Origin of the sequence: Croceicoccus hydrothermalis, from assembly GCF_022378335.1 — a bacterium.
Taxonomy (GTDB): Bacteria; Pseudomonadota; Alphaproteobacteria; order Sphingomonadales; family Sphingomonadaceae; genus Croceicoccus; species Croceicoccus hydrothermalis.
Window position 1 is genome coordinate 1 of record NZ_JAIQCI010000049.1, and the last position, 21185, is coordinate 21185.

The 21185-nt window shown below is 60.0% G+C and carries 18 protein-coding genes and 3 pseudogenes; 9 read left to right on the plus strand and 12 right to left on the minus strand.

The genetic code is table 11. From position 1 onward, the window contains the following. Positions 1-43: 43 nt before the first annotated feature. The 9 genes and pseudogenes from K4G67_RS16080 to K4G67_RS16120 form a co-directional block, all read right to left on the minus strand. A complete protein-coding gene (locus tag K4G67_RS16080) occupies positions 44-1093 on the minus strand; it encodes an acyl-CoA dehydrogenase family protein (RefSeq protein WP_239807283.1) in 1050 nt (349 codons plus the stop codon). A gap of 18 nt (positions 1094-1111) precedes the next feature. Beyond that, complete coding sequence (locus K4G67_RS16085; protein ID WP_239807284.1) at positions 1112-1873, minus strand: SDR family NAD(P)-dependent oxidoreductase; 762 nt, start codon at positions 1871-1873, stop codon at positions 1112-1114. A gap of 59 nt (positions 1874-1932) precedes the next feature. Next, positions 1933-3039 carry a 2-oxo acid dehydrogenase subunit E2 gene (locus K4G67_RS16090; protein WP_239807285.1) on the minus strand — a complete coding sequence of 369 codons (1107 nt, stop codon included), beginning with the start codon at positions 3037-3039 and terminating at the stop codon, positions 1933-1935. Positions 3040-3168: 129 nt separating this feature from the next. Further along, a complete protein-coding gene (locus tag K4G67_RS16095; protein ID WP_239807286.1) occupies positions 3169-4011 on the minus strand; it encodes an HpcH/HpaI aldolase/citrate lyase family protein in 843 nt (280 codons plus the stop codon). After that, complete coding sequence (locus tag K4G67_RS16100; RefSeq protein ID WP_239807287.1) at positions 4008-4460, minus strand: MaoC family dehydratase; 453 nt, start codon at positions 4458-4460, stop codon at positions 4008-4010. The genes K4G67_RS16095 and K4G67_RS16100 overlap by 4 nt, the downstream gene beginning before the upstream one ends. Continuing rightward, positions 4460-4693 (minus strand): hypothetical protein, encoded by a 234-nt coding sequence (locus K4G67_RS16105; protein ID WP_239807288.1) that lies wholly within the window; start codon positions 4691-4693, stop codon positions 4460-4462. Before K4G67_RS16105 ends, K4G67_RS16100 begins: the two co-directional genes overlap by 1 nt. 36 nt (positions 4694-4729) lie before the next feature. Then, a pseudogene (locus tag K4G67_RS16110) lies at positions 4730-4870 on the minus strand (enoyl-CoA hydratase-related protein); the annotation flags it as partial. 428 nt (positions 4871-5298) lie between these two features. Beyond that, positions 5299-5556 (minus strand): annotated as a pseudogene (locus tag K4G67_RS17710) (ATP-binding protein); the annotation flags it as partial. Between the two features lie 92 nt (positions 5557-5648). Beyond that, positions 5649-6872, minus strand: coding sequence for a cytochrome P450 (locus K4G67_RS16120; protein ID WP_239807289.1), 1224 nt, complete (start codon positions 6870-6872; stop codon positions 5649-5651). Between the two features lie 291 nt (positions 6873-7163). Between K4G67_RS16120 and K4G67_RS16125 the strand changes: the two genes are divergently transcribed. Genes K4G67_RS16125 through K4G67_RS16140 form a run of 4 tightly spaced genes read left to right on the plus strand, consistent with a single transcriptional unit; the run spans position 7164 to position 10839 of the window. Continuing rightward, the gene (locus K4G67_RS16125; protein ID WP_230280624.1) at positions 7164-7976 is read left to right on the plus strand and encodes an SDR family NAD(P)-dependent oxidoreductase; all 813 of its coding nucleotides are present in this window, start codon (positions 7164-7166) and stop codon (positions 7974-7976) included. Between the two features lie 17 nt (positions 7977-7993). Then, complete coding sequence (locus K4G67_RS16130; RefSeq protein WP_239807290.1) at positions 7994-8458, plus strand: limonene-1,2-epoxide hydrolase family protein; 465 nt, start codon at positions 7994-7996, stop codon at positions 8456-8458. A gap of 57 nt (positions 8459-8515) precedes the next feature. Further along, on the plus strand, positions 8516-9883 hold the full coding sequence (locus K4G67_RS16135) for a phosphotransferase (protein WP_239807291.1): 1368 nt from the start codon (positions 8516-8518) through the stop codon (positions 9881-9883). Next, the gene (locus K4G67_RS16140) at positions 9883-10839 is read left to right on the plus strand and encodes a quinone oxidoreductase family protein (protein WP_239807292.1); all 957 of its coding nucleotides are present in this window, start codon (positions 9883-9885) and stop codon (positions 10837-10839) included. The genes K4G67_RS16135 and K4G67_RS16140 overlap by 1 nt, the downstream gene beginning before the upstream one ends. A 71-nt stretch (positions 10840-10910) precedes the next feature. Here the strand turns inward: K4G67_RS16140 and K4G67_RS16145 are convergent. Further along, positions 10911-11926, minus strand: a protein-coding gene (locus tag K4G67_RS16145) for an IS630 family transposase (RefSeq protein WP_239807293.1) whose coding sequence is annotated in 2 segments (ribosomal slippage) — positions 10911-11419 and positions 11419-11926 — 1017 coding nt in all. Because the reading frame shifts where the segments join, the coding sequence is not laid out codon by codon here. Positions 11927-12472: 546 nt separating this feature from the next. Between K4G67_RS16145 and K4G67_RS16150 the strand changes: the two are divergent. The 5 genes and pseudogenes from K4G67_RS16150 (at position 12473) to K4G67_RS16170 (ending at position 18308) form a co-directional block, all read left to right on the plus strand. Next, positions 12473-13254, plus strand: a pseudogene (locus K4G67_RS16150) (IS5 family transposase). 27 nt (positions 13255-13281) lie between these two features. Continuing rightward, positions 13282-13764: a nuclear transport factor 2 family protein gene (locus K4G67_RS16155; RefSeq protein ID WP_239807294.1), complete on the plus strand. Its 483-nt coding sequence runs from the start codon at positions 13282-13284 to the stop codon at positions 13762-13764. A 103-nt stretch (positions 13765-13867) separates the two neighbouring features. After that, positions 13868-15118, plus strand: coding sequence for an MFS transporter (locus tag K4G67_RS16160; RefSeq protein ID WP_239807295.1), 1251 nt, complete (start codon positions 13868-13870; stop codon positions 15116-15118). 25 nt (positions 15119-15143) lie between these two features. Continuing rightward, on the plus strand, positions 15144-15980 hold the full coding sequence (locus K4G67_RS16165; RefSeq protein WP_239807296.1) for a dienelactone hydrolase family protein: 837 nt from the start codon (positions 15144-15146) through the stop codon (positions 15978-15980). Between the two features lie 234 nt (positions 15981-16214). Next, positions 16215-18308 (plus strand): tannase/feruloyl esterase family alpha/beta hydrolase, encoded by a 2094-nt coding sequence (locus tag K4G67_RS16170; RefSeq protein WP_239807297.1) that lies wholly within the window; start codon positions 16215-16217, stop codon positions 18306-18308. A 76-nt stretch (positions 18309-18384) separates the two neighbouring features. On the opposite strand, the gene K4G67_RS16175 is transcribed toward K4G67_RS16170, so the two are convergent. Then, positions 18385-20493: a hypothetical protein gene (locus K4G67_RS16175; protein WP_239807298.1), complete on the minus strand. Its 2109-nt coding sequence runs from the start codon at positions 20491-20493 to the stop codon at positions 18385-18387. A gap of 166 nt (positions 20494-20659) precedes the next feature. Next, entirely contained in the window at positions 20660-21061 is a 402-nt protein-coding gene (locus tag K4G67_RS16180) for a TonB-dependent receptor (RefSeq protein ID WP_239807299.1), read from the minus strand. Positions 21062-21185: the final 124 nt, after the last annotated feature.

Genomic DNA, 21185 nt, shown 5'->3' on the forward strand with positions numbered 1-21185 from the left:
CGCCTAAACATCAATTCCCAGACGAGGCCCAAGCTCCGCTAATTTACGCAGCTAGGTGTGCCAAATGTTCTGACGACGGACACTGCAGCGCATTGTTTACAATATTCGAGCCGCTATCGGTCGACAGCCGCTTGGCCATCGCCGAAAAACGCGTCTTGTCGGGCGCATTGTCCGTGACCTTCGCCGCCGCAAGATAAAGCAGCGCCCGCGCCGCCTCCAGCTCCGTCGCCATGTCGGCCAGCATGAATTGCGTATTCTGGAAATCGGCAATCGGCTGGCCGAATTGCGTGCGATCCTTCACATAGGCAATCGCTTCATCGAGGCATCGCTGCGCCCCGCCCAGCGAACAGGCACCGATATTCAGGCGTCCGCCATCCAGCCCCGCCATGGCGAAGCGGAAACCCTCGCCCTCTTCGCCGATACGATTTGCGACCGGCACACGGGCATCGTCGAAAATGACCTGCGCGGTGGGGCTGGCGTGCCAGCCCAACTTTCTCTCGGCCGCGCCGAAACTGACGCCTTTTGTATCCTTGTCGACGACGAGACAGGTGATTCCGCGCGTCTTGTGATCATCCGTACGCACCATGGTGACATAGATGTCGTTGACCCCGGCACCCGAAATGAACTGCTTGGTACCGTTGAGGACATAATGATCGCCGTCACGGCGCGCACTCGCCTTGAGTGCGGCGGCGTCCGATCCGCTGCCCGGCTCGGTAAGGCAGTAGCTGGCGAGCTTTTCCATCGTGACCAGCTCGGGCAGGACGCGATCCTTCAGCTCCTGTGCGCCGAAGGTGTCGATGATCCACGCGGCCATGTTGTGTATCGAGACAAAGGCGCTGGTCGCCGGGCAACCGTAGGCCATCGCCTCCATGATCAGGGCGGCCTCCAGCCTGCCGAGGCCGATCCCTCCGGATTCTTCGGATACGTAAATCGCTCCGAAGCCGAGTTCCGCCGTGCGCCTGATCACGTCGACAGGGAAGATATGCTCCTCGTCCCAGCGCGCTGCGTGCGGCGTTATGGCGTCGGCGGTGAAGCGCCGAGCCAGCTCCTGAATGGCAAGCTGGTCCTCGTCGAGCTGGAACTGGCCCGTCATTTCGTCCCCCGCCCCGCCTTACTTGGCGGCCATGCGTATGGCCCCGTCGAGGCGGATAACCTCGCCGTTCAGCATCGGGTTGCCCGCAATCGCCATAACCAGATCGGCATATTCCTCCGGCTTGCCCAGCCGAGCGGGATGCGGAACCATCTTGCCCAGCGATTCCTGCGCCGCAGGCGGCAGACCTTCGAGCATGGGGGTCCAGAAGATACCGGGCGCGATCGTCATCACCCGGATCTGTTCGCGCGCAAATTCGCGGGCCAGCGGCAAGGTCATACCGGCCACGCCAGCCTTGGACGCGGCATAGGCCGGCTGGCCGATCTGACCGTCGAATGCCGCCACCGAAGCGGTGTTGACGACAAGCCCGCGTTCCTCGCCGATAGGCTCGGCCTGTTGTAGGCGGGCGGCAAAGCGCGAACAGGTCAGGAAGGTGCCGACCAGGTTTATCTCCACCGCGCGGCGGAAGCTTTCCATGTCATGGGGCACAAATTCCTTGCCCACGGCCTTTTTCGCAGGGGCCACCCCTGCACAATTTACGAGGATGCGCGCGACGCCATGCGCCGCTTGCGCGTCATCCATGGCATCGCAGACGCTTGTCTCGTCGGTGACGTTCACATTGGCGAAACGGCCGCCGATCTTACCGGCGTGGGCATTGCCGGCCTCGTCGTTGAGGTCGAAGATCGTGACCCTGGCCCCCTTGGCCGCAAGCGCCGCCGCCGTCGCAGCCCCGAGGCCCGACGCACCGCCGGTAACAATTGCCGCCACGTTCTCGATCTGCATTCACTCTACTCCCGTCGAACCAAAGACCACTCGTATTGCCGCGCCCGGACGCGCCCGTCTCAAACGACGAGCGACATCGGATTTTCGCATATCTCGCGGAAAGCCTGCATGAGCTGCGCGCCGTCGGCACCGTCGATGGCGCGGTGATCGAAACTTCCGGTCGCGGTCATGACGGTGGCCGATTCCACGCCATTTTCCGTGCTGACAGGGCGAAGTTCGCCGGCACCCACGGCGAGGATCACGGCCTGCGGCGGGTTGATGACGGCGTCGAACTGCTTGATGCCGAACATGCCGAGGTTGGAAAGCGATGCGGTGCCGCCCTGAAATTCGTGCGGCTGCAATTTGCCGTCCTGCGCCTTGCCCGCCAGTTCCTTCATCTCGGACGAGATCGACGCCACTCCTCGCGAGGCAGCATCGCGAACAATCGGCGTGATGAGCCCGGATGGCGCGGCCACCGCCACCGAAATATCCGAGCGCAGATATTTGTAGAGGACGTTCTCGCGATAGCTGACGTTACATTGCGGCACCCGCTCGAGCGCAACGGCCAGCGCTTTGATAAGCATGTCGTTTACCGACACCTTGCCGCCGTTTGCGGCCAGCGATGCATTGATCTGACCGCGCAGGGCAAGCAGCGCATCCAGCCTGATATCGACGGTCAGGTAGATGTGCGGAATGGTTTGCTTCGCCTCGGTCAGGCGGCGGGCAATGGTCTTGCGCACATTGTTGAGCGGCATCTGTTCATAGGGCGCTTCGCGTGCATCCGTCGACGAAGCGGCGACGGGTGCCTGCGCTTCTGCCTTCGCCGGGGCGGGTGCCGGTGCGGAACCGGGTTCGTAATTCTCGATATCGGCCTTGACGATCTTCCCGTTCGGACCGCTGCCCTTGACGGTGGCGAGATCGATGTTTCTTTCCGCCGCCATGCGCCTCGCGATGGGAGAGGCCGAAACATTATCCTGGGCTTCAGACGCCGCGGGCGCGGGTTCGGCTGCGGCCGGCTTTGGCGCTACGGACGTGGGGGGCGGACCGGCGGCTATCGCATTTTCCACATCGCCGCGCGTGATCCTGCCATTGGGACCTGTCGCGGTAACCGTTGCCAGATCGAGCCCGTGTTCGTCGGCCAGCTTGCGGGCGGACGGCGATGCGGGCGGTTGGTCGGGGGCAGCCATGGTAGAACCTTCTGTGAAAATTCGTCGCCCGCGAACACGGGCGCGCTTCGCCCTACCTCGAATTTGGCTGTTGAGACGGCAAAATTGCCCTGTGCCGGCGATTGATCGCCTCGCCGATGCGCTCGCTTCTCAGGACGCCGTGCCCGCGCTTTGCAGCAGGCGCCTCGCCTGCACCAGATGCGGCCGGTCGATCATCTTGCCATCGAGTTGCAGAGCACCCGCCTCTGGCTGCGCGGCGAAGGCGGCGACGACAGCCTGGGCATGCGCGATTTCCTCCGCCGTCGGCTCGAACGCTGTGTTGATGACGGGCACCTGTGCGGGGTGGATCGCCATCATCCCGGTAAAGCCGTCGCGCCGCCCCCGTGCCGCATAGGCGGCGAGACCGTCGGTGTTCCTGATGTCGGGATATACCGTTTCGATGGCGGGCACGCCGGCCGCGTGCGCTCCCAGCAGGGTGAGGTTGCGCGCCATCTCGTATGGCGCGGTGTAGCTGCCGTCGTCCTCGCGCGAGGTTGCGGCGCCGATCGCGGCGGGCAGATCCTCCGCACCCCAGGTCAGACCCATCAGCGGGGTGGTGACGTCCCTGTAGGTGCCAAGCTCGAAAATGGCGGCGGCCGTTTCGGTGGCAATCGGAAAGACCGGAATTGCCGCACCGTCCATCATCGCGACCAGCCGCTCGACACTTTTCGCGCCCTCGGCCTTGGGCAGCATCACGCCTGCGGGAGGGTTCGACAACACGGCGGTCAGATCGCTTGCTGTCTCCCCACTATCGAGTGGGTTTACCCGCACGATAACAGGCACCTCACCCGGCGATCGCAGGAATTCGGCCACCGCCTCCCGGCCCTTCGCCTTGTTGGCGGGAGCAACCGAATCCTCCAGGTCGATGATGATCGCGTCGGCGCCGCTCGCCCCTGCCTTGGCGAAGCGTTCCGGCCTGTCGGCAGGCACGAACAGCAGGCTGCGCATTCTCATGCCGCGCCCCCCTTGATGAGCGCCATGCGCAGGCACTCGCATACCGTTTCGTCGCGCTGATTGAGGAGATGGTGCTTGAACGTCACGATGCCGGAGCCGGGGCGGGACTTGCTCTCGCGCTTCTCAACCACTTCGGTTTCCGCGCGCAGCGTATCGCCAATAAACGTCGGCTTGGGGTGCAGCAGCTTGTCGTAGCCGAGATTGGCCACCAGCGTGCCCAGCGTGGTATCGCCAACGCTCAACCCCACCATCAGCGCGAATGTGAACGTGCCGTTCACCAGGATCTGGCCGAATTCGCTCTGGCTCGCCGCATGGGCATCGAGGTGGAGCGGCTGCGGATTGTGCGTCATCGTGGAGAACAGCAAGTTGTCGGTCTCTGTCACCGTGCGCCGGATTTCGTGCGCAATCCGCTCGCCCACCTGCCATTCGTCGAAGAACTTTCCCGCCATCAATCTATTTCCTTCTTCACTACGGCCAGTACCGCATCCAGCTCTATCTGCGACCCTGCGCCGACACGAAGCGGCGGCATCGTGCCGCCAAACGGCGCGGTAGGCGTTTGCTCCATCGTCATCGCGTTCCGCACCGTCGGGCCCCGCCCCAACGCAACGCCCGCGGCCATGGTTAGCGCGCGGATATTGGACGGAATGCCATCGTCCTCATACTCGCCACGGATCGGGACCATGGCTACCTTGTTGCTCCGCCCGTCGAAAACGGCGCCTTACCGCCTTTGCCACTTCGGCGCGCGTTTCTCCACAAAGGCGGTCATGCCTTCGCGCTTGTCCTGTGTCGCAGTCAGGATCTGGAACACGCGCCGTTCGAACAGCAGCCCTTGCCCGAGCGTGGTTTCGAGGGTGGGATTCGAAAACTTTAATTTATAGACTGATTAACAACGATTTTTTATATTTCAGCCCCCGCGTTTGCCCCCAAATATGCCCCCAAAGTTTTTGGACGTCCATGTACATTTAAGGACAGTCGGATCGCCCCAAAGGTCCTAGAAGTCTCTCGTCCGACCGTTGATCGATCGAAGGGCCGCGATGCCGACTAAGCGGATGTTCGGATTCAGAATCACGTAACTAAAAGCTTGCTTCGTTCACAAGCTCTACTGACCTCTTGGGACGCAGCGCAAAGGGCCAGCATCCTCGCTTAACTTCAGTTCGCTTCGATAGGGTGAGAGCATCGTCGATAGCGACGCACAGATAGCGAACGGTAGCGCGACAAACAGGATGAGGATTGCGCGTCAATCAGGATGAGAATGTGATTGTCGCGGCGCGTCATTTAGTGCCGATTTTAACTATCGCTGGCTAGGGCCTCGTTCTTATCCTGATTGTCGCGGATGGTCTCGAGGACTTTGGACGTGGTATAAGCGGCAGGACGTCCAGCCCCGGTGCGGCGGGCCTAAGCCGTTCGCCGGCGGTATCTTTCGACGTTCATCTCGAAAATCGTGGCGTGATGCACGAGCCTGTCGACTGCGGCGAGCGTCATTGCCGGGTCCGGGAAGACGCGGTTCCATTCGCCGAAGGGCTGGCTTGGAGAAACGACAGCTGAGCAAGCTGATGCTGAAAAAGAACGCATCGCATGAACGTAGTGCTCACAGAACTCGATGAGTACTTAGGCAGGCAGACGCTTGATCAATCTGTTCAATTCCACTGCAGTTCGAGGCGCGGGACAAAGGTTATATTGCCGACAAAGTAGGACGGCTCGAACCCGTCCTTGAACCGGAACTGCGGAATTTCAGCGAGAAAGATCTCAAGCGCCGTCTGAAGCTCGAACCGGGCAAGATGCATGCCGAGGCATTTGTGGATGCCTCCGCCAAGCGCAATGTGAGGAGCCTTACGGTCGAAGCGCACTTCGGAAGGGTTGTGGTGCTGTTCGGGATCCTGATTGGCGACAGGGGTGCAGACCGATACATATTCACCCGGCATAATTTTCTGACCATGTATTTCCAGTTCGCGCGTGGCGATGCGGAATGCCGTAACTGGACCATAAACCCGCAGGAACTCCTCGACCGCCAGGACAATCTTGTCCGGATTTTCTCGTAGTTCCTTCTGCTGATCGGGGTGGCGTGCGAGATGACAGAAGATGTTGCCAAGCATCGTCGTAACCGTGTCGAGGCCGCCGAGGAACAGGTTGAAGCAGTGGCCAAGCACTTCCTCGTCGTTCCATTTACGGCCATCGTCGACCTCGAAATCGAAGATGCGGGTGATGTAATCGTCTCGTGGATTGGCACGGCGGTCGGCGATTTCGCCGCGAAGGTAATCGACCACCTGCCCTACCGCGGCGACACGCACTTCCCAGTCATTGGTGTGCAGCATGTCCTTTTCCCAGACGAGGAATTCGGCCATCCGATCCTGCGGCAAACCCAGAAGATCGAGCACGATGAAGATCGGGAAGCGTTCCGAAAACTCGTTGACGAAGTCGCAGGACCCGCAGCCCTTAAATGCATCGATAAGGTCATGCGCGCGTCGACGCAGATCGTCCTTCCTTGCCGCCATCTTCTGTGGCGAGAATTGGGGGTTGAGCGCCTTTCGATAGAAGTTGTGGCTCGGCGGATCAATTTCCGTAGGCACCACCAGCCAGTTTTCATCGATGCTTTGCGACCACTGCCCCATCCCGTTCTTGGTAAAATTGTCGGGATCGCGCAGAAGTGCCATCGTGTCTTGATAGCCGGTAAGCAGCCATCCCGGCTTGTCGCCGGGGAAAATGTTCGTGACATAGGTGATTGGCCCCAGCGAGTTGTGCATTTCGGGGATCATCCTTTCCTGTGGGCAATCCTTAACTTCCTCACGGGCGAAAAACGGAAGGCGCATCGCCTTTTTGGCGGGTACATGGGCCGGGATTTCCTGGGTTGCAGCGCTAGCCATCCGAGTTCTCCACCATTCTTGTTTTGTTGCCGCCGCTTCGGGTCATTGGTAACCCCGCCGCAATCTTGCAGGCCTGCGCGGCTGAAGATCGACGCGTTCTAGAGCGATCGAAGATGTGCCCTCACGTCCTTGGCAAAAACCTCTCTTAAGATAGGCACGCGCCGTCGAACTACATTGTGCCGGTGCACCAACATCGTCGTTCAGCCCCAACAGCAACCGGCCATCGGGTAGGTTGCATACCATCCAGGGACACTCACCTTCCGCGATAAGCAGGAGCGGCATACGGAGAGGATGATGGATCGCCTAAAAGGTAAGGTCGCGATCGTGACCGGCGGTGGCAGCGGAATCGGCGATGCCAGCGCCACGATGTTCGCTTCGGAAGGCGCGACCGTCGTTGTCGCCGACATCGTCGCGGAAAGTGCAAGGCGCGTTGCCGATAGGATCGTTGCCAACGGCGGTCAGGCGATGGCGATGACGGTGGACATCAGTGATACCGAAGCTGCCAAGACTATGATCGATACAACCGTTTCGCAATTTGGGCGGGTCGACGTCTTGTTCAACAACGCCCTGTTCGTGAACTCCGAAATGGCGATGCGCGATGCCGACTTTCTGGCCTTCGACCCGGAGATATTTCTCGCCAATCTAAGGGTCAACGTGATCGGCGCGGTGATGGCCAGCAAGTTCGCCATTCCCTATATGCTGGAACAGGGCGGCGGATCCATCATCGCGACGTCGTCGGGCAGTTCGCTCGGCGGAGACGTCACGGCGTACAGCTACGGATCGTCAAAGGCCGCGTTGAACTGGTTCGTTCAGGCAATCGCCGCGACTTATGGCAAACAAGGGATCCGAAGCAACGCAATCTTGCCTGGCCCTACCCAGACCCCGTCCAAGATAAAATGGTCCACGCCCGAAATGGACGAGGCTTTCATGGATGTACTCAATACACCTTTCATCGGGGAGTCAGAGGATATTGCCGCCATGGCGCTTTTCCTCGCCTCCGACGAGTCGAGATATGTCAATGGACAGCTCTATTCGGTGGACGGCGGCCAGAGCTGCACCGTTCCTTTCATAAGCGTTACACGCAAGATGCAGGCAAAGGCCTGAAACCGGGAGATCGCCTCATGGGCAAGAAGCAGGAAGACTATGTCCGCGAATTCCACGCCGCATGGGGCGATGGCACGGCGGAAACCAAGCCCGACATCGATAAGATCCTGTCGATGATGTCCGATGATGCCGAGTGGCAACTATGGGTGCCGGGGGGACCGGTCATCAAAGGACAGGAAGCGCTTCGAAAGGAGATCGAGCAGCAAAGTAGAGTCGCCACGCATAATAAATGCAACGAAGTCAACATCTTGTCTAACGAACGCATGGTGATGCAGGAACGTTCGGATACCGCCTATATCATGGGAAATTGGTGCCCGCACCAGATGGTCGCGATCTACGAATTCGACGACGATGGCAAGATCGCGAAGTGGCGCGAGTATCTCGACATGGCCGATCTGACGAAGAAGATGGGCATGAGCCAGGACTTTGCCGGAACCGACGAACTTTCTGCCTTGGTTCGTCATGATACGGCGCCGGCATGAACGCTAAGCTGCAGCGAATTGTGCCGGATTGCCCAGCTTCTCCAAGGCCCCAGTGACATGAGCTCTACGAATGGCGATCCGGCCTACAGTGACGACGCATTGGCGCGCATTCACCTAGTGGTGGAAGATGCAGTCGGCGGTCGCATCATTTCCTCCCAGCGGCAGGTCCGCTGGCGGCCTGCATGGTTTGTGGAAGTAGCGAAGGATGGTGCGACCGAGACGATGCACCTGCGCGGCGACCGGGGCGGCAATGTCGCGATTTTTCCGGACCTGAAGCGGGAGGCCGACATCATCGAAGTTCTCTACAACAACGGCATTCCCGTGCCCCAGATCCACGCCTATGTCGCGGAGCCGCCGTGCATCGTCATGGAATCGATCAAGGGCACGCGGGACCTATCCGACTTGTCCGACGAGGAGAAACGCAATGTCGGACGCGAATACATGAAGGCTGTGGCCGCGATGCACGCCCTGCCCCTTGAGCCATTCGTCGCTATCGGGATGGACCTGCCCGACGACGCCCAAGGCATCGCATTGGTCGGGCTTGAGGCATACATGCCGCAATACAGGCGCACGAAAGCGCGGCCTGAACCGCTGATCGAGTTCGTTATCAAGTGGATCCGCCGCAACGTGCCACGCCACCGCGACAAGGCCAGCTTCATCCAGTTTGATTGGGGCCAGTTCCTTGTCGAGGACGGCAAGATGACCAAGCTTTACGATTTCGAGTTCAGCATGATCGGCGACCCCATGGTCGACCTTGCCACGATGGGCATGCGCAACACCATCGAGCCGCTAGGCGCGCCGCTGCCCGAACTCATACAATATTACGAGGCAGCGAGCGGACAGCCGGTGGATCACGACGCGATCCTTTTCCATGTGCTTCAGTTTTCGCTGCTCGGTACGATGCAGTTCACCGGCACGGTGGCAAGCCCGGAACCGGCGGACCCCCACTCCGTCTATCTGCAATTCGACCTCGCGCTGCGCCGCTCGATACTGTTGGCCCTGTCGAAGCTCGCCGACGTTCCCCTGCCGGATCTTCCCGAACTGCCCAAGCGCAAGGGCGATAATGCTGCCTTGATGGCCAAGCTTGCCGATACCGTTCGCTTAATCACCCCGTCGGATGAGCTTGCGGCGTCCCAAAAGGCGCAGGCGCTCGAACTTGTCGAGTGGGCAGAGCGTGCCGACGCCTACCGGGCCGAGGTCGTCAGGCAAGACATTGTCGACGTAACCCAGCTGATGGGAGAATACTTCGCCGACTGGCCCAGCGCAGAGGCTGCGCTGGAACGTCGCGTTCTGGAAGCCGGACCTGACGAGGATATGGCGCTGATCCAACTGATCGCGCGGATCGAGGGGCGACGGCTTCAAGTGTTCGGGCCGACTTCCATTGGCGAAGCTGCGCTGAACGTCCGACTGCCGCAGACCCGCTGATGTTGGCGGCGATCATCCGCGATCTGGGCAGCGAACCAGCAATAAGTGAGTTTCCGGCTCCTCCTGCGCGGTTGGGCACTTCGATTGTGCGCGTTCTTGCCGCTGGATTACAGCCGACCGACATCATGCGGTCGAAGGGCGACTATAATCCGCCCAGTCCCCCCTATGTTATCGGAGGCGAAGGCGTCGGTTTCCTTGAGGACGGTCGACGCGTTTATTTCGGGCACTCGATCGCGGGCTATGGCTCGGCCTGCGAGTGGACTGCAGTAGCTGACGAGGAAATCTGGCCGTTGCCCGAAGATGTCCAAGCAGAGCAGGCTATTTCGCTAGCCATTTCGGGAACCGGCGCGCTGATCCCCCTCCAAGAGGCCAAGGTGAAGCCCGGGGAAACCGTACTGGTGCTGGGCGCAACCGGCCCGCTTGGCCAGATCGCATTGCAAGTGGCGAGGCAACTGGGTGCAGGGCGAGTTGTGGGCGCGGGACGTAACGCCAATGCGCTGTCCGCCTTGATCGAACGCGGTATCGCCGACGCTGTCGTCCAAATGGGAACTGGGAATGACGATGCCGCACTAAGCTCTGCCGGTCTATTTGACGTTGTTCTCGACTGCGTATTCGGCGCTCCTGCCCAAGCGGCGGTGCGCGCGATGGCGGCGGGAGGACGCATGATGAGCATCGGCGTCGGAGCCGGCATGCACCTCACCGTCTCGCTGGCCGAACTGGTCGGCAAGTCGGTTCACGGCGTTGGCACCGGACAGCGACCGGTCGCCGAGCGCCGCGCCGCTTTCGACCGTTTGATTGAATGGCATCGAGAAGGAAAGCTTTCGGTGTCAATTCGGTCATTCCCACTCGAACACATTGGCGAAGCCTGGGCGCTGCTGAGTGACAGTTCGCACGGCAAGGTGGTGCTGCATGTGGACCAAGCCTCCCGATCGCACAGCAATTCCATTGCCCGCTAAACAGGAATAATACCAAGGCGCATTGATCAGAACCCATGAGCCCATTGTCGCATTCCAATGGACATGATGCGTCACGGCTGATCGACGAGCTTGTTCCAGGCGAAGCAACAATGGTCGACGATGTCGTCGTAGGATTTGAAGATGCGGTTCGACAGCCAGTTGTCGCGCATGAACTGCCAGATGTTCTCGACCGGGTTGAGCTCCGGACATCGTGGCGGCAGCGGCATCAGGGTAATGTTGTGAGGCACGACCAGTTCGGCCGATCCGTGCCATCCGGCTTGATCGAGCAGGAGAACCGCATGCGCGCCTGGCGCGACGTGGAAGGCGATCTCCTCGAGATGCATGCTCATCGCCTCGCTGTTGCAACGAGGCATGACAATGCCGGCGGCCTTGCCTTGTGCGGGACAGATCGCACCGAACAGCCATGCCGAAGACCGGCGCTGATCCTTTGGCGCTAATGGCCGCGTTCCGCGCTTCGCCCAGCGCCGGGTGAGCTTGGTCTGCTGGCCAACCCGGGCCTCATCCTGCCACCACAGCTCTATCGGCGTTCCTCTCGGAAGCCGCCGCTTGATTTGCGCCAGACGGGCGGCGAAACTTTTTTAAAAGCGCCAATGTCATCGCTCTTCTGGCCACGGTGGCGTGGCCGGGCCGAGAGCTTGCGATAACCCATCGCACGCAGTTCGCGCCCGAGGGTGTGGCGGGTGACCGACAGCTCGAACTCGTCCCAGATCCACTGCGCCAGATCGCACAGCCTCCAGCGCACCACGCCATGGGCTGCGGGTATCGGGCCCGCCTCGACGATCTCGGCAAGCCGGGCGCGCTGCTCGTCGTTCAGGATCGAAGCCCGCCCCGGAGCCTTGCGCGTCGCAAGACCGTCGGGACCACCCTCGTTGAAGCGAAGAACCCAGTCGCGCACGATCTGCAACGTCACGCCGGCAATCTTCGCCGCGTCGCTGCGCCTCCCGCCGTCCAAGATCAGCGCAACAGCCAACAGACGTCGGACCTGATCCGCATCGCCACTTCGTCGCGCAAACTGGCGCAAATCCGCCGATGTGTAGTCAGATCGAACCTCAATCGCTGCCGCCATCGCAAGCCTCCATGTGCTTGCCATGGTGAATCAGAAAATCACCAGCTTGGGAATCCCCCGGAGTGAGTCAGCCTCACCGCGCCTTGGTATAATCCCATGCCTGGGCCGAATTGAAGCCCCATGGTGTCGATGTGCTGGCTCTCCTTTTTCGGATCGCCGATACGCCCAAGCTGCGCGAGGCGCTGACCGCAAGAACATTCCAATAGAAGCTACAGGTGCTGTAGCTCCAAGGCGCCTGGCGTATCAGGCGATCCGCGCCCTTCCCAACGTAAATGTTTACAATTTCGACGTTGATAGCGCCGCTTGATCGTTCCGGACCACCCCTCCCCTCGATAGGTCAGAATGGAAACCGCTCTAACAGCGGGTTCTATGGCGCGCCGCGCACGTATGGTGTCGAACTGCGGGTCACGTTCGGAAAATAGCATCGCTTGGTGTCGATGTACGGTTGCCTTTGCAACGCCCGCCTAGGTCCTGTTGACAAAAGCGCCGTAGGGATTCCCGAAACCGTCGCGCACTGATTCAAGGCTGCTTTTTGCGGGAGCAGCCATGGCACGCGGTGATTTGTCGGACGAAGAATGGGAAGTGATCGGACCGTTGCTGCCGTCCGAGCGAGGCCGCTGGGCGCGGCCAGCAGGCGATAACCGGCGTTTCCTCAATGGGATGCTCCACGTCCTGCGGGTCGGTTGTCCTTGGCGCGACATGCATGAGCGCTACGGTAAGTGGAACTCTGTCTATGTCCGGTTCCGGCGATGGGCTGAGCAAGGTGTCTGGGATGCCTTGCTGCAAACGCTGGTCGATCTGGGACTGACCGACGACTGGCAGCACATGATCGACAGCACAAGCGTCCGGGGCCATTCGCAGGCCGCCGGCGCAAGGGGGGGACTCATAAGGAGGCTTTTGGTCGATCACGCGGCGGCTTTACGAGCAAAATCCACGCCCGATGCGACAATCAGGGACGCCCTCTCTGCTTCGTCCTGACCGGCGGCGAAGCCTCCGATTACACCGCTGCCGGACCGCTGATGGCGATCACGGCTGCCACGCCCAGGGCGCTGCTCGCGGACAAGGGCTATGACGGGGATCGCTTTCGCGAAAGCCTGTTGTTGCACGGCATTCTGCCGATTATCCCGCCTCGCTCGAACCGCAAGGTGCCCGAGCATCCCGACTATCGCCGCTACAAGGACCGCAACCGCATCGAGCGCATGTTCAACAAGCTCAAACAATCCCGACGGATCGCAACCCGCTACGACAAGACGGCCCTGTCCTTCGCCAGCTTCATCAACCTCGCGAGCATCCGCCTATGGCTGAAGTCTTTTGTCAACATGACCTAGGTTCTCGGAGGAATCGAATGCAGTGACGTGCCTTTCGTAAGAAAGGTTCATCGCCGCTCGGCGCAATCCAACCTGAATGAAATTAAAGAATACGACCGCGCTATGCACCGGCGCGCGCAATGCCGGCTTGAGCAGTTTGGAGTGGAGTGTCCAATGAATAGAGAGATGGAACCGCATATACGCGCGATCTATAGCGAGTGGAATGCCAAGAATCTTGGCGGCGTATTAGCTGCATTCAAGGCTTTGGGTCCTGGCGGCTTCACGGTCGAATATGTCGGCAGCGAACCTATCGAAGGCAAAGCGGCTGTCCAGGAGATGTGGGAGACATACGGCCCAAGCTGCACAACCGAACTCGTGCATTTGCTGGTCAATGGCAACGAAGCCGCGGCCTTGGTGCATAACATCTTTGCAGGCGAGACGGGCCAAACGGTTCTGCCCAGCATCGAAACCTATCATGCCGACGGGGATATTCTGCGCGTAAGATACTTCCACAGGGATCCCGCGAAGTGAGTGCCCAAGGAAAGCGAACGACAGGCGAACTTCGATGAAATCCGGAGAGCCACCTCAGTCGGCGGCCCCTTCCCCCGCATATAGCTGGTACGTTCTTGCCATTTTGACGGCGGTTCAGACCACCCACGGTATCGACCGGGCAATCATCGGCCTGATCCTTGAACCGATGGGCCGGGAGTTCGGATTGAGCGATGGCCGGCTCGGCGTTCTTGCGGGATTTGCTTATGGCATTTTCTTTGCGATGGCCGCGATTCCGTTCGGCGTCGCGGTCGATCGCTTCAATCGGCGCAATATCATGGCTGCCGCGTTGACCGTCTGGAGCGCCTCGACCGCGTTCTGTGGTCTTGCGGTCGGATTTTGGTCGATGTTCGCCAGCAGGGCCGTGGTCGGGATTTCGGAAGCGGCCGGATCGCCGACCGGTATTTCCATTCTCAGCGATTATTTCGACAAAAACCGTCGCGCTACCGCAATCGGCATCTGGTATCTCAGTTCGGGTGTAGGTTTGGCGATAGCCTTCGTCGCAGGCGGCGCGATCGTGCAGAATTTCGGGTGGCGCTGGGCATTCATCGCGGCGGGTATTCCCGGCATCCTGCTGGCGCCGGTCCTGCTGTTCGGCGTGCGCGAACCGGTGCGTGGGGGCATGGACGCCAGCGAAGATCCGGCCAGCAACGAACTTGCGTCGAAGACCGGTCTGCGTTCCCGCATCGCCGAATTGCTGGCGCGGCCCGGACTTGCCCATTGCATCTTCGCAATCATCCTGATCGCCACCGGCATATATGGGATGAGTACATGGCTGACGACATTTCTCATTCGTGTGCATGGCATGCCGATTGCCGATGCGGGACTTCTCATCGCCATATCATATGGGGTACTTGGCTCGGCGGGCGGCCTTGCCGCTGGATGGGCGGTGGATCTGCTGAACCGGCGCAGGGGCGGTTTCAATCCTGTTCGGACCGCACTGTTCGGGGCGATGATCCCCTTTGCCACTGCATTGACGGGGCTTGGGACCGTATATTTTGACAATCTCGGGCAGGTTATCGCAGCCATGCTGATGTGTGGCTTCTTCAGCGCTTCCTATAACGGGCCGGTCTATTCCGTGATCGTCCACCAGGCGGGACCGCGCCTGCGCGGCCTAGCCGTATCGCTGGTGCAACTGGGGGCCAACCTTATCGGGGTGGGCGCCGGCACCTATCTGATCGGCGCCGTAAGTGAAGCAGTTGGCGGGACGAGAGGCGTCGCCTGGGGCATCGGCTTTGCGATGATCTTCGTGGCCTGGGGGGGATTGCACCTTCTGCTGGCTACGCGGTCCATCCGGATCGGACAACAGGGCACGGAACTGGCTGCCGCCGATTAGCAGATTCTACTAAAGGGGGGGAAACATGCGAGAATTCGATCCCGAGATACGGGACCCGCTAGACGATTTCGAAAAGCGCAAAGTGACGCTCCTGGGAAAGACCAAGACCGTCTATGTGGCCGGAAGCGGTCCCGCCGTAATCGTGATGTCCGAAATTCCCGGGATCACACCCTATGTGGCGCGTTTCGCCCGCTGGGTCCGCGATGCGGGGCTGACGGTGTACATGCCCTCCTTGTTCGGACGCGACGGTGAGATGCCCGGCGCCGGTCAGGCCATGCTGACCGTGGCGCGCGCCTGTATCAGCCGCGAGTTCCATGCTTTTGCCTCGAACTCCTCAAGCCCGGTGACGAAATGGCTGCGCGCGCTGGCTGCCGAAGCGCACCGTGAATGCGGCGGAAAAGGCGTTGGCGCGATCGGCATGTGCTTCACCGGCAATTTCGCCTTGTCCATGATGCTGGAAAAGGCGGTGGTCGCGCCCGTGCTGTCGCAGCCTTCGATGCCGATGCACAATGGTTCGGGCCTGCACATATCTCCCGAGGATCTCGCGAAGGTGAAGAAACGCATGGAGACCGAAGACCTTACGGTCCGCGCCTATCGTTTCGAGGGTGACACGTTCTGCCCGGCACAACGCTTCGCAGCCTATGAGAAGGCGCTGGGCGATCGCTTCGTCGGCACCGTATTGCCTGACAGCGCAGCAAACCCGGAAGCCCCTCTCAAAACGCCGCACAGCGTTGTAACCTTGCACCTGATTGATGAGGCCGATCAGCCTACTGTGACTGCACGAGACGAGATCATCGAGTTCTTCCGCTCAAGCCTGATCAGGGACGGGCCCGAAAGCCGTGCTAACGCGGCAGGCGGTTAACCCAAGTGGCAGTGACCGATCAGCCATCTTCGCCGGACGTTCCGGTAGGCAGCCGCTCCTCCGTTGATCCTGCACAATACATCAGGTTGACGTGAGACGCACCGCCTGAGCCGATTAGGCATACTTTATTCCCGTGCAACGCACGGTCATCACACTCCCGACCCGAAACCGGCTCCGGTCCGGCGGGGCATTGGCGCGACCAGCCATAGGCGCGCTCATGATCAGGAGGATGCTTTGACCGATCAAGTCTTGGACCAGAAACTCGATACGCAGTCCTACGAAGTGCGCGATAGTTACTTCGGACAGCCTTACATCGATCGCGACGAATATCGCGAGAAGCCCTATCCCCATCGCAACGTACACGGCGGTTTCGAGAATACCGATACAAGGTTCACTTTCTATTTTCCCGCCAAGGAAGAATGGGGCGGACGCATGTATCATCCCCTGGAGGGTGCGCATGCCGGGCATGAAGAGGCATTCGCGGGCGCGATGGGCGAACTGCTTGGCGGACTTGAAATGATGGTCGGCCTTGGCGGGTATATGGTGGAATCGAATAGCGGCCACATCGGGGACGACATCGATCCGCGCGCAGGAGTGGACCCGGGCCTCTACGGCTATCGCGCCAGCGTGGAAAGCGCCCGCTTCTCCAAGTATGTTGCCCGACAGATTTACGGGCGCGAACCCGATTACAGCTATGTCTGGGGCGGCAGCGGAGGTGGACGCCGGTCGCCTCTGTGTCTCGAATATTGCGGCGGCGTCTATGATGGAGCCCTGCCCTTCATGGGCGGCGGAAACGTCGAGCCACACGGCACGAATTCAAGGGTCCGCAGCGAGCAGCCGGTTCACTTCGGAGCGATGTTCAATGTTCAGCGCCTTCTGCGGGGCGAAAAGCTGGAACGGGTTATCGATGCCATGCAACCCGGCGGCAGCGGCAATCCGTTCGATGGGCTGTCGGTCCACGAACGAGAGGAACTCGCCAATCTCTACCGTCTCGGATATCCGCGCGGCGACGAATTCATGATTGCTAAGCCGATGGGGCAAATTTGGCTGTGGACCTCGATCGCCGGGATGCTGCTGGAAGAGGATGCCGAATATTTCCACAATTTCTGGAGCGAGCCCGGCTACATCGGGCATGACGAGCGCCAATGGATAGAGCATGATCTGATCGACGCGCAGGCCCGGATCACGCGCATCATCACCGTACAGGACATGATGGGTGAGGAATTCTCGGGACCCGAATTCGCCGATGCCAAGCCGATGGCGGTCATGCGCGCCTCATCCACTGGAGAGTGGGATTTGCCGATCGGGATCGAGGTTGACGGGCTGTCTGGCGGATACCGTCAGGGCGCAGGCGTCAGGATCGAAACCGGAGATATTGCAGGCCGGCAACTCTATTGCATGCAAAACGTCGGCAACATCTTCTTTTGCGACGGACGGGCCGAAGCCAATCTGGAACGGTTCCGCGGCGCGAAAGCCGGAGACTTGGTGCACATCGACAACCACGCGTTTCTCGCGTTCTGCTACATGTATCGCTACCATTTGTCGAATGACGCGCTGAATGATTTCCTTCGGGTGGACGGTCAACCGGTCTTTCCCCAACATGGCGTGCCGCTGGCCTCTCCCCTGATGGGTGTACCCTACTCGGGTCAGTACGAAGGCAAGTTGCTTTGGATCCACCACACGCATGACGCGTCGCTCTGGCCGCCCCAAGGGGTCATCTACAAACAGGCGGTGGAGCAGGCGCAAGGGCCGGAGAAAGCGCGGGATAAATTCCGCCTTCAGTGGACTGAAAATGCCGAACACGTTCCCCCCATGCTGCTGCCCAGCCATGCACGACGGGCAACGACCACCTGGCTGATCGATTATATGCCTTCCATCGAGCAGGGCCTGGTCGATCTGGCAGCCTGGGTCGAAAAGGGCGTCGAGCCGCCTGAAACGAGCTTTTCGTTTGCAGACGGCAAGGTCAGTCTGCCCAAAACTGCGTTGGAGCGCGGAGGAACGCAGCCCGTCGTGCGAGTGCAGGCCAATAGTGCGCCATTGGCCGAAGTATCGGCAGGGGAAGACGTCACCGTCGTCGTAGACGCGGAGGCACCGCCACAGGCCGGAACCTTTACGCAATTGCATTGGGCAACAAACCCAAGCGGCACGTTCGACCGTGAAAGCAAGGTCGAACCTGGCAAGACCGCCTTGAGCGAAACCATTTCCTGCCGTTTCGATCAGCCTGGTACCTATTTCGTAACCGCCCGCGTGCGGCTTAACCGGGAAGGCAATCCAAACGCTCGGCGCCAGATCGAAAATCTGGCATCTGCGAGAATTATCGTGCGCTGACCGCACGCACCCTTGAAATGAAGAAGGGAGCCGCACGCCTTGTACGGCTCCCTTCTTTTTCGTTATTGCGCCGAAGTCAGCTTACTACGAGGCGTACCGATGCCACATTTTCAAGCCTGCGCTGCTTAGCCCCCAAGTCGCCGTCGCGATGGGCCGTAACCCTAACCGACGGGAAATAAATCCCCGGTGCATCGAAAACATGCTGGCCCCTTGCCTCCAAATGTGACTGCCCGGCGGCGATGTCGTTGGACAAAGGATAGACCCCCTTGCCGTCGAAGTCCCATTCGACGGCGATAATCTTGCCCCCCGACGGCGCTTCCGCGCTGGCCATAAGTTCGACGTTTTCGCCCACCTTCGTTTTTAGCTCTCCTCCAGCGGGTGATGCGATGTGGACCACGGGTTGGATGCCTCCGCGCTCCGCGGCATCGGGCGGCAGGACGATTTTGCCATCGACAAACGCAAACGAGGTTCCTGCCGGTTCCACCCCATTCTCAACCCAGTCGATCAGGTCCGCAAGGCTCTGCTCTATTATCCCTTGAGAATTGACCAGCCAATTGGCGCCCGAGCGGTTGGGTTGCGGCGGCACCATGTTGGGCGGGGTGTGCTCAGCATTTTCGGTCCAGCGTATGCGGAAACTGTCCCGCAATCCTGCTTTACCCTGCGCGTGTTCGACCGCTCGATGATAGCTCAAGCCCTGGGGCGGCCATAGTGATGTGTCATGCGTCGCATGGATCCACATCACCTTCCCATCGAACTGGCCCGAATAGGGCACGCCCATCAAGGGCGAGGCAAGCGGCACGTCATGTTGCGGAAAAATCGGCTGTCCGTCCACGCGAAGGAAATCGCAGATTGGCTCCTCAGACAGATGATATTTGTAATAATAGCAATAGGCGAGGAACGCGCGATTATCGATGCGGACCCGGTCGCCAGGCACGACACCTGTCAGCCGCTCCAGATTGGCCTCGCCCCGGCCATCGCAAAACAGCATGTCGCTTGCCTCGGCCATGGCGTAGAGGCGGCGCCCCCTCGCTGCGCCGCTTTGCATGTATACGCTCGCGCCCTGCCGATACCCCCCTGCGGGTAAGTCCACTTCAAGGGCCATCGGCAGATCGAGCGTGTGGTTCAGCGTTGCAATAAATATCGCGGGATAGGCGGCAGCCTGTATCGCCGCGTCGGCGAATTCCGGGTTCTCTTTCAAATCACGCGCGGTCAGCACACGTTTGACGGAAACTTCGGTGTCGATCAGGTCGGGTTTAACCCATTGCGGTTCGTCGTGGCCAATATAACCCGACTTGCTCCAGAAACCGGAGAAATAATCTTCGTCCTCCTCCAGCAGCATGTCCGCGATAGACGTCCACAGCCATATCTGGCCAAAAGGCTGGCTCATCATGAATTCGGCGCCGCGCGGAAAACCCAGCCGGTATAGATTAGCCAGTTCCTCGCGTTGGTGCACGGTCAATCCTTCGAAAGGATTGCCGCTGCCGCCGGGTTGCATTGCATCGATCACCCCGGGCAGCCTGTTACCCAGAAGCCGCCGGACGTTGAACATCAGGCCGAAATGCACCGGCTGTTCACTACGCACACGCGACCGTGTCCCATGGTCCGCGATGTTGCCCCCACCGTGATAAGGAAGGGCGCCTGTGTAGACCCCGGAGCCATATTCGATGCAGGCGGGCGAGCGCCTGCCCCCGCCGCTTCCGCCATAGACATACCCATTCGCCGGTTCGGCACCATATATCTGCTTTGCGAGATGGCGCGACAGGCGCGCGGATTCGATCGCCGCCCGATAGCCATAAAGCGTGGGATCGGGCCCAGCCCTTTCGTCGATATCGTCGCCGATGTGGCCACAATTCGACTCCACCATGTATCCGCCCATTCGAAAGGCCATCGCCATGCCGCCGGAAATCTCCGCGACTGGGCCTTCGCCGAAAATATTCTCATGCCCGGCATGGCCACCTTCCATCGGCTGGAACATTCTACCGCCATATACTTCGATGGCAGGAAAGTAGAAGTTGAAACGCGTATCGGCATTTTCAAACCCGCCATGTATGTTGCGGTGGACACCAGGAGCATCACGTATCTCATCGCGGTCTATATAGGGACGGCCAAAGTACGAATCTTGTGGAATATAAGTTGAAACCTCAACAAGGTCCGGGCCTATCTGTAAGATCGAATTCCTGTTCATGACAATTATTCACCACGCCTGATTGCAATACACCTCCACAATCTAAAGGCTTTGGCCCACGAAAATAGTCGTTCAATTGCAACTGGCTGCGACAATCAGGAGACCGGGGGACTCGCAAACCCAAGTCGGTAGCGGACGGCCGGACTTGAGCCGGCCGTCCGTGCGATCAGAAGTCGAACCTGATTTCGCCGCCAAATGTTCGAGGTTCGCCATAGAGATAGGAAACGGAAGCGAACTGCGTCGGGAGCTGGTTATTGCTGCCGACGATATATTCCTCGTCAAAAGCATTTCGCATGAACAGCGCCGCGCTGAACTGGCTGCCGGCGACCCGTTTCCAATCAAGGCGCAAATCCACCCGGGTGTAGCCAGCGCCGATTGCACCCGGAGGGCTTAGATCGGTGATTGGATTGCCGTTTGGCTTGTTGATCGGATCGAATGCGATCTTGCTGCGCGCATAGATGTTCGCAAGGAAGCTGACCTCGCCAATGTCGTCGGGCACGGGAAACTTGAACTTCGGTGCTACCGTAAGCTGATGTTCTGGCGTGTTCGGGAAGTCGCTGTTGCTCAAATCTCCGCGTGTCGGATCGATGTATTCATCGTATTTGGCATCTAGCCCGTCCTATTCATGAGGCTACCGCTTCGTGTTGTTCGGACGGCGATGTGGCGGTGCCTGATTGATCAAGGCGCACGCC

Coding starts and splice junctions, on each gene's coding strand:
- K4G67_RS16130 (WP_239807290.1), top strand. CDS start 7,994: ATGGGCAAGAAGCAGGAAGACTATGTCCGCGAATTCCACGCCGCATGG.
- K4G67_RS16120 (WP_239807289.1), bottom strand. CDS start 6,872: ATGGCTAGCGCTGCAACCCAGGAAATCCCGGCCCATGTACCCGCCAAA.
- K4G67_RS16175 (WP_239807298.1), bottom strand. CDS start 20,493: ATGAACAGGAATTCGATCTTACAGATAGGCCCGGACCTTGTTGAGGTT.
- K4G67_RS16105 (WP_239807288.1), bottom strand. CDS start 4,693: ATGGTCCCGATCCGTGGCGAGTATGAGGACGATGGCATTCCGTCCAAT.
- K4G67_RS16125 (WP_230280624.1), top strand. CDS start 7,164: ATGATGGATCGCCTAAAAGGTAAGGTCGCGATCGTGACCGGCGGTGGC.
- K4G67_RS16085 (WP_239807284.1), bottom strand. CDS start 1,873: ATGCAGATCGAGAACGTGGCGGCAATTGTTACCGGCGGTGCGTCGGGC.
- K4G67_RS16165 (WP_239807296.1), top strand. CDS start 15,144: ATGCGAGAATTCGATCCCGAGATACGGGACCCGCTAGACGATTTCGAA.
- K4G67_RS16095 (WP_239807286.1), bottom strand. CDS start 4,011: ATGAGAATGCGCAGCCTGCTGTTCGTGCCTGCCGACAGGCCGGAACGC.
- K4G67_RS16135 (WP_239807291.1), top strand. CDS start 8,516: ATGAGCTCTACGAATGGCGATCCGGCCTACAGTGACGACGCATTGGCG.
- K4G67_RS16140 (WP_239807292.1), top strand. CDS start 9,883: ATGTTGGCGGCGATCATCCGCGATCTGGGCAGCGAACCAGCAATAAGT.
- K4G67_RS16090 (WP_239807285.1), bottom strand. CDS start 3,039: ATGGCTGCCCCCGACCAACCGCCCGCATCGCCGTCCGCCCGCAAGCTG.
- K4G67_RS16100 (WP_239807287.1), bottom strand. CDS start 4,460: ATGGCGGGAAAGTTCTTCGACGAATGGCAGGTGGGCGAGCGGATTGCG.
- K4G67_RS16080 (WP_239807283.1), bottom strand. CDS start 1,093: ATGACGGGCCAGTTCCAGCTCGACGAGGACCAGCTTGCCATTCAGGAG.